Here is a 7,180-nt window from a genome sequence, read left to right as displayed (position 1 = left end):
AAGCCTCCCGAAATTCATCGGGAAGCCTCTCTCTTCATACTTAAATAAAAATTATCTTATTAATCCCACTTTAGCTCGGAATCGGAATCAGACACTTCAGCGTTTGCCACCTCGTGTCCTTCTTCATTTTCTCTATCAAACTGGGTGAAATCCACTTCAGGCATCAACTCATCCTTCACGTGATTCACCGTAGAATTTAGTGCATCTACAAATTTGTTAAAATCTTCCTTATACAAGAAAATTTTGTGCTTCTCATAGAAAAACCCATCATCTTTAGGCTTTCTCTTACTCTCCGTAATCGTCAAGTAATAATCATTCGACCGTGTCGCTTTCACATCAAAAAAGTAAGTACGCTTTCCCGCCTTTACTCTCTCAGAATAGATCTCGTCTCTTCCTTTTTCGTTATTATCTTCCACTAGATTAAAATTTGTGTTAGGTGTTAGTTTTAGCTAAAATCGGGGCTAAATATAGTGCTATTTATTTTTTATCTGCAAAACTTAAAGCTCTTTAGCCGTTCAATATCAGAATATGACCACAAACATTTCAGAAATTAATCAATATGATAATCTTGGATTAATAGCCAAGCAACTGGTAGACGGTTTTATCACTGGTCTGCATAAGTCACCATACCATGGGTTTTCGGTTGAGTTTGCAGAGCACAAGCTTTACAATTTTGGAGAGAGTACCCGGCATATCGATTGGAAAGTATTCTCCAGAACGGACAGGCTTTACACAAAACAATACGAAGAAGAGACTAATTTGAGATGCAGAATCCTGATTGACAATTCTGCTTCCATGCACTATCCTTCCCCAGGAAAAGATAAGCTGAGATTCTCAGTATTTGCAGCCTCTGCACTTTCTTACCTACTGACCAAGCAACGAGATGTCGTTGGCCTTTCTGTTTTTTCTGATAAAATTGAAGACGAGACAGATCTAAGAAGTACTAAAGCACATTTAAATACCATCCTTTCAAAGCTCTCTGAACTCCAACAAACAACCCCTGAATCAAAGACCGACATTTCTTCTGTACTCCATGAAATGGCCGATAAGATTCACAAAAGATCTTTGGTTGTGATCTTTTCGGACATGTTTCAAAATAGCAATGAAGACGATTTATTGAGTGCATTACAACATCTGAAACACAACAAGCATGAGGTAATCCTCTTTCATGTATCAGACTATGCCAGCGAACTCAATTTTGAGTTTGAAGATCGACCATATAAGTTCATTGACCTGGAAACAAATGAGTCTATCAAAGTGAATCCTCACGAGGTGAAAGACTTGTATAGAAAAGAGATGGCCGCTTTTTATCAGGACCTAAAAATCAAATGCGGAATGATGAAAGTGGATTTCGTTCCAGTAAACACCAATGACTCCTTTGATAAAGTGCTAGGAGCCTATTTGATTAAAAGAAAAAAGATGAGATAACAACAAGAGAAAAGTAATTTGATATTTGATTAATCTTCAAATCTTCAAATCATTTATAGGTGCAACCACTCCTTCTTAGCAGTCAGCTCCTCCTCCGTTTCCACATAGTCCGGATCGGGAACACAGCAATCTACCGGGCAAACAGCAGCACACTGAGGCTCTTCATGGAAACCGGTACATTCAGTACACTTCCCAGGAACTATATAATAGAACTCATCAGATACAGGCTCTTGTATTTCTTTGGCATCTACCTTAGAACCATCCTCCATTTCAATGTCTTTCAGGTCGGTACCATCGGCCCACTTCCACTCTACTCCACCTTCGTATATCGCCGTATTTGGGCATTCGGGTTCGCAGGCACCACAGTTGATGCATTCATCGGTGATCATTATAGCCATAAGAAAAACGCTTTTTTGTCGTGTTCTAAATGAGGGAACAAAATTAATCGCAATAAGTTTGCAGCCCAACCAGTTAGACCGTACAATTTTAACTTTTTATGAATATTCAGGATAAAATAGCCGCTTTTACCAAGCTTCAACAGAAAATTACACTTCTGAGCGAAGATGAACTTCAAAATCTGGCAGATAGAGCAAGACAAAAAAATGGTTGGTTTTCATATGAAAGTGTGAAAAATGCACTTGAGGGAATCGCTTTTATGCTTGATGAAGCCAAACTGAAAAAGTGGATTTCTTCTTATAAGTTGTCCGAAGATACTCCCAAGATTGTCGGCATTGTAATGGCGGGCAATATTCCGCTTGTAGGTTTTCATGACTTGCTATCGGTATTGATTTCCGGACACTTTGCAGCTATAAAGCCAAGCTCTGACGATGACTTTCTCACCAGAACGATGGTTGACTGGATCATCCAGGTAGAACCAAGGTTCAAAAAGAACATTGAAATACGGGAGAAACTAACTAACATCGATGCGGTGATTGCTACAGGAAGTGATAATACGGCTAGGTACTTTGAATATTATTTTAAGGACATCCCAAGTATCATCAGAAAGAACCGTACATCGATAGCTATTCTTGACGGAACAGAGTCAAAAGAGCAATTAGAAGCACTTGGTAATGATATTTTCAGCTATTTCGGACTTGGCTGCCGAAATGTTTCAAAAGTATTTACTCCGAAAGGCTATGACTTTAGAGATGCATTTCCACATTTTGAACAATTCAAAGAAGTAGGAAATCACCACAAGTACAGAAACAACTACGATTACTATAAGTCCATCTACCTGGTCAATAAAACACCACATTTAGATACCGGATTTCTACTTATCAATTCAACCGATGAACTAGTTTCTCCCATTAGTGTGCTTTTCCATCAGGAGTATGATTCCATAGAGAAATTGGAATCAATATTGGAAAGTCAAAAAGAAAAACTACAATGCATAGTCGGACAGGACTACATTCCATTTGGGAAAGCCCAGCGACCGGAATTGTGGGATTATGCAGACAATTTCGATACCCTTAAATTTCTTTCATCTCTTAAATAGGAAATATTGAAATCAAGAGCTTTACTAATTAGCCTGGCGCTGACCTTTGGCTGTAAAGTCAGTCAAAATCCCGGGTATTCAAAATCAGAAGTCTTTCTGGAAGATGGAGTAGCCAGCTGGTATGGACCCGGATTTCATGGAAAAACCACGGCAAATGGTGAAAAGTTTGACACAAACAAACCAACCGCTGCTCACAGAACGCTTCCTTTTGGTACAATGATCAGAGTTGCAAATTCTACTAATGGAAAATCTGTGGTTGTTAGAATAAACGACAGAGGGCCATACTCCAAAAACAGGATCATTGACCTTTCGCAAGCTGCAGCAAAAGAAATTGACATGATCGAACAAGGAACAGCAATGGTCAGTCTTTATTTGCTAGGTCAGGAGAAAGAAGAAATCAAAGTTGACGACCTCAAAAAACCATCATTTACTGTTCAAATTGGCTCATTCTCAGATCAAGGAGAAGCATTTCAAAAAGCAAGTGAATTTGAAGATGGCTGGATCAAAAAAGCGAAGGTAAAAGGGAAGTTCGTTTATCGTGTTTACTTAGGCAAATTCACTTCCGCGGAAGCTGCCAGAAAAAGAAAAAACAGCTTTTCTACTTCAACCGGATTTGTAAAGCAAATCGAAAATTAACTGTTGATTTAACAGGCCAATACAATCTCCAAATCAATTATCTTTGCACGCTTTCGAAAAGCAAATAAGAGTGGAACATCACGCTTGAAAACCTTCGGTGATAGTCCCCTTTAACCAATGAATAGATTTAGCATGAATACTTACAACGATTACATCAAGGAAATCGAAGAACGAAAAAATCAGGGACTCCAGCCAAAACCAATTGATGGTGGTGAATTGATTGGCGAAATCATTGAGCAGATCAAGGACACAAGTCATCCCCATCGGGAAGACTCTCTTAAGTTCTTCATTTATAACACCTTACCTGGAACTACTCCCGCAGCTGGGGTGAAGGCGAAATTTTTAAAGGAAATCATCCTTGGTGAATCAACCGTAGAAGAAATCTCCACTGAGTTCGCATTTGAGCTTCTCTCGCATATGAAAGGCGGTCCTTCTATTGAAGTGCTGCTTGACTTAGCTCTTGGGGATGATAATAAAGTTGCTCAGCAGGCAGCTAAAGTTCTTAAGACTCAGGTGTTCCTTTACGATGCTGATTACGATCGCTTGAAAGATGCTTATAAATATGGTAGTCCAATTGCCAAGGAACTATTAGAAAGCTATGCAAAAGCGGAATTCTTTACCCAGCTACCTGAAATTGAAGAGGAGATTAAGATTGTAACGTATATTGCAGGAACGGGAGACATCTCAACAGATTTACTTTCTCCGGGCGCAGATGCGCACTCCAGATCAGATAGAGAGCTGCATGGTCAATGTATTTTCGAGCACAACAAAGAAAAACAAGCAGAGCTCAAGGCCCTGAAAGAACAGCATCCGGATAAGCGTGTGATGCTGATTGCTGAAAAAGGTACGATGGGTGTTGGCTCTAGCAGGATGTCCGGAGTAAACAACGTGGCATTGTGGACAGGTATTCAGGGCAGCCCGTATGTTCCGTTCGTGAATATTGCCCCGATTGTGGGAGGTACTAACGGGATCTCACCAATTTTCCTTACCACCGTAGATGTGACAGGAGGAATTGGTATCGACCTCAAAAACTGGGTGAAAAAGGTGGATGTGGACGGCAACCCTGTGCGAGATGACGCTGGTGAAATAGTGCTTGAAGAAGCTTATTCTGTTGCTACAGGTACTGTTTTAACGATCAATACGAAGAAAAAGAAGCTGTATAATGGCGATAAAGAGTTGATTGACCTTTCCAAGTCACTTACTCCTCAAAAAATGGAGTTTATCAGAGCTGGTGGATCTTATGCAATCGTCTTTGGTAAAAAACTCCAGACATTCGCCGCGAAGACATTAGGCATTGAAGCCCCAACGGTATTCGCACCGTCGAAAGAAATTTCAAACGAAGGACAAGGGCTTACTGCAGTTGAGAAAATCTTTAATAAAAATGCAGTTGGAACTACTCCGGGCAAGACCTTGCATGCAGGATCAGACGTTCGGGTAGAAGTCAACATTGTTGGTTCACAGGATACAACAGGTTTAATGACCGCTCAGGAATTGGAGTCCATGGCCGCCACGATCATTTCACCGATCGTAGATGCAGGCTATCAGTCTGGCTGCCATACGGCATCTGTTTGGGATAGCAAGGCTCAGGCAAACATCCCTAAGCTGATGAAATTCATGAATGACTTTGGGCTCATCACCGGACGGGATCCAAAAGGTATTTATCCTGCCATGACGGATGTGATCCATAAAGTATTGAATGACATCACAGTGGACGATTGGGATATCATCATTGGTGGTGATTCTCATACACGAATGTCCAAAGGTGTTGCTTTTGGTGCTGACTCAGGCACAGTAGCATTGGCACTAGCAACAGGAGAAGCTTCCATGCCGATCCCGCAATCAGTAAAGGTAACTTTCAAAGGGGAAATGAAACCTTACATGGACTTCCGTGATGTAGTGCATGCCACTCAGCAGCAAATGTTGAAGCAATTCAATGGTGAAAACGTGTTCCAGGGAAGAGTCATTGAAGTGCATATAGGGACCCTGACAGCTGATCAGGCCTTCACATTCACAGACTGGACAGCAGAGATGAAAGCCAAGGCTTCCATTTGTATTTCAGAAGATGAGACCTTGATTGAATCATTGGAGATTGCCAAAGGCAGAATCCAGATCATGATTGAAAAAGGAATGGACAATGAGGGGAAAGTACTTCAGGGTCTGATAGACAAAGCAAATAAGCGAATTGCAGAAATCAGATCAGGTGAAAAACCGGCGCTTACTCCGGATGCGAATGCGAACTACTATGCCGAGGTGATGGTGGATCTTGATGTTTTGGGTGAGCCAATGATCGCTGATCCGGATGTAAACAATGAGGATGTTTCCAAAAGATACACGCATGATACGATCCGACCGCTTTCATACTATGGCGGTACCAAGAAAGTCGATTTAGGATTCGTTGGTTCCTGCATGGTTCATAAAGGAGACATGAAGATTCTTGCCCAGATGCTGAAGAACATTGAGCAGCAACACGGTAAGGTTGAGTTTAAAGCACCATTGGTGGTAGCACCTCCTACTTATAATATTGTTGATGAGCTAAAAGCTGAGGGCGATTGGGAAGTATTGCAGAAGTATTCAGGCTTTGAATTTGATGACAATAATCCAAAAGCTACTGCACGTACGAAATACGAAAACATGTTGTATCTGGAGCGTCCGGGTTGCAACCTATGTATGGGTAATCAGGAGAAAGCAGAGCCGGGAGATACCGTAATGGCTACCTCTACTCGACTTTTCCAAGGAAGAGTGGTGAAAGATTCCAATGAGAAAAAAGGTGAATCATTACTATCATCTACTCCAGTGGTGGTGCTTTCTACAATCCTGGGTCGCACACCTACCATGGCAGAATATGAAGCAGCTGTGCAGGGAATTGACCTGACTAAGTTTAAGCCTTCTACTAAGAAGTTGGTGGCAGCATAAGTCTGACAAAAATTAAAAACTGAAGCCCGGATCATTGATTCGGACTTTTTTTGATTGTTGGGGTTATCGTCATTCTGAATTGGGAACAAGAATATAATAGTCACCGTCATTCCGGTTTTCGAAGCGCAGCGAAGAAATACCGGAATCTGTAAGGTTTTAAACAAAGAGATTCCTGAATTCCGCTGCGCTTCATCAGGAATGACGATAATAAATTAAAGCACACGTCATTCCGGTTTTGGAGGAACGACAAATACCGGAATCTTTTATATTTATTGAATGCCAGCCAAGGGAGGTTACGTTTATATCATCACCAACAAACATAAAACTGTGCTCTACACTGGAGTAACCAGCAATCTCTATGCTCGGATTCATGAACATAAGGAAGGTTTAGGGTCAGCATGGGCTAGCAAATACAAATGCAAATACTTGGTCTATTTCGAGTTTCATGATCACATTGAAACGGCAATTAAGCGAGAAAAACAGATTAAAAAATGGAAGCGTGAGTATAAAGAAAACCTGATCAATGAATTTAATAAGGACTGGATGGATCTATTCGATCAAGTTGAAGATATGCAGTAAAGATTCCTGAATTCCGCTGCGCTTCATCAGGAATGACGATAATAAATTAAAGCACACGTCATTCCGGTTTTGGAGGAACGACAAATACCGGAATCTTCTTCAATCCGGTAGCACAGCGAAGAAATACCG

General features: G+C 41.0%; 7 protein-coding genes. 5 read left to right on the top strand and 2 right to left on the bottom strand.

The genetic code is table 11. The features are described 5' to 3' along the window. Nucleotides 1–59: 59 nt before the first annotated feature. Complete coding sequence (locus ACEQZT_RS16010) at nt 60–416, bottom strand: DUF3276 family protein (RefSeq protein WP_370090480.1); 357 nt, start codon at nt 414–416, stop codon at nt 60–62. A gap of 112 nt (nt 417–528) precedes the next feature. On the opposite strand from ACEQZT_RS16010, the gene ACEQZT_RS16005 reads away from it, so the two are divergent. Beyond that, entirely contained in the window at nt 529–1,428 is a 900-nt protein-coding gene (locus tag ACEQZT_RS16005) for a DUF58 domain-containing protein (protein WP_370090479.1), read from the top strand. 53 nt (nt 1,429–1,481) lie between these two features. On the opposite strand, the gene ACEQZT_RS16000 is transcribed toward ACEQZT_RS16005, so the two are convergent. Next, complete coding sequence (locus ACEQZT_RS16000) at nt 1,482–1,826, bottom strand: 4Fe-4S dicluster domain-containing protein (RefSeq protein ID WP_370090478.1); 345 nt, start codon at nt 1,824–1,826, stop codon at nt 1,482–1,484. Between the two features lie 98 nt (nt 1,827–1,924). Here ACEQZT_RS16000 and ACEQZT_RS15995 point away from each other — a divergent pair, with 98 nt between their 5' ends. The 4 genes from ACEQZT_RS15995 to ACEQZT_RS15980 all read left to right on the top strand — a co-directional run bounded on the left by ACEQZT_RS15995 (nt 1,925) and on the right by ACEQZT_RS15980 (nt 7,051). Then, nucleotides 1,925–2,923 carry an acyl-CoA reductase gene (locus ACEQZT_RS15995; protein WP_370090477.1) on the top strand — a complete coding sequence of 333 codons (999 nt, stop codon included), beginning with the start codon at nt 1,925–1,927 and terminating at the stop codon, nt 2,921–2,923. A 6-nt stretch (nt 2,924–2,929) separates the two neighbouring features. Continuing rightward, nucleotides 2,930–3,559 (top strand): septal ring lytic transglycosylase RlpA family protein, encoded by a 630-nt coding sequence (locus ACEQZT_RS15990; RefSeq protein WP_370090476.1) that lies wholly within the window; start codon nt 2,930–2,932, stop codon nt 3,557–3,559. 117 nt (nt 3,560–3,676) lie between these two features. Then, complete coding sequence (locus ACEQZT_RS15985) at nt 3,677–6,472, top strand: bifunctional aconitate hydratase 2/2-methylisocitrate dehydratase (protein WP_370090475.1); 2,796 nt, start codon at nt 3,677–3,679, stop codon at nt 6,470–6,472. Between the two features lie 276 nt (nt 6,473–6,748). Further along, nucleotides 6,749–7,051, top strand: coding sequence for a GIY-YIG nuclease family protein (locus ACEQZT_RS15980; protein WP_370090474.1), 303 nt, complete (start codon nt 6,749–6,751; stop codon nt 7,049–7,051). Nucleotides 7,052–7,180: the final 129 nt, after the last annotated feature.

This window comes from Ekhidna sp., assembly GCF_964218185.1.
Classification (GTDB): domain Bacteria; phylum Bacteroidota; class Bacteroidia; order Cytophagales; family Cyclobacteriaceae; genus Ekhidna.
The sequence above is the reverse complement of the archived record's forward strand: the minus strand, read 5'-3'. Positions and strand labels throughout refer to the sequence as shown.

Excerpts from the sequence above, each read along its gene's own strand:
- ACEQZT_RS16005 (WP_370090479.1), top strand. The coding sequence starts at position 529 with ATGACCACAAACATTTCAGAAATTAATCAATATGATAATCTTGGATTA.
- ACEQZT_RS16000 (WP_370090478.1), bottom strand. The coding sequence starts at position 1,826 with ATGGCTATAATGATCACCGATGAATGCATCAACTGTGGTGCCTGCGAA.
- ACEQZT_RS15995 (WP_370090477.1), top strand. The coding sequence starts at position 1,925 with ATGAATATTCAGGATAAAATAGCCGCTTTTACCAAGCTTCAACAGAAA.
- ACEQZT_RS15985 (WP_370090475.1), top strand. The coding sequence starts at position 3,677 with ATGAATAGATTTAGCATGAATACTTACAACGATTACATCAAGGAAATC.
- ACEQZT_RS15980 (WP_370090474.1), top strand. The coding sequence starts at position 6,749 with ATGCCAGCCAAGGGAGGTTACGTTTATATCATCACCAACAAACATAAA.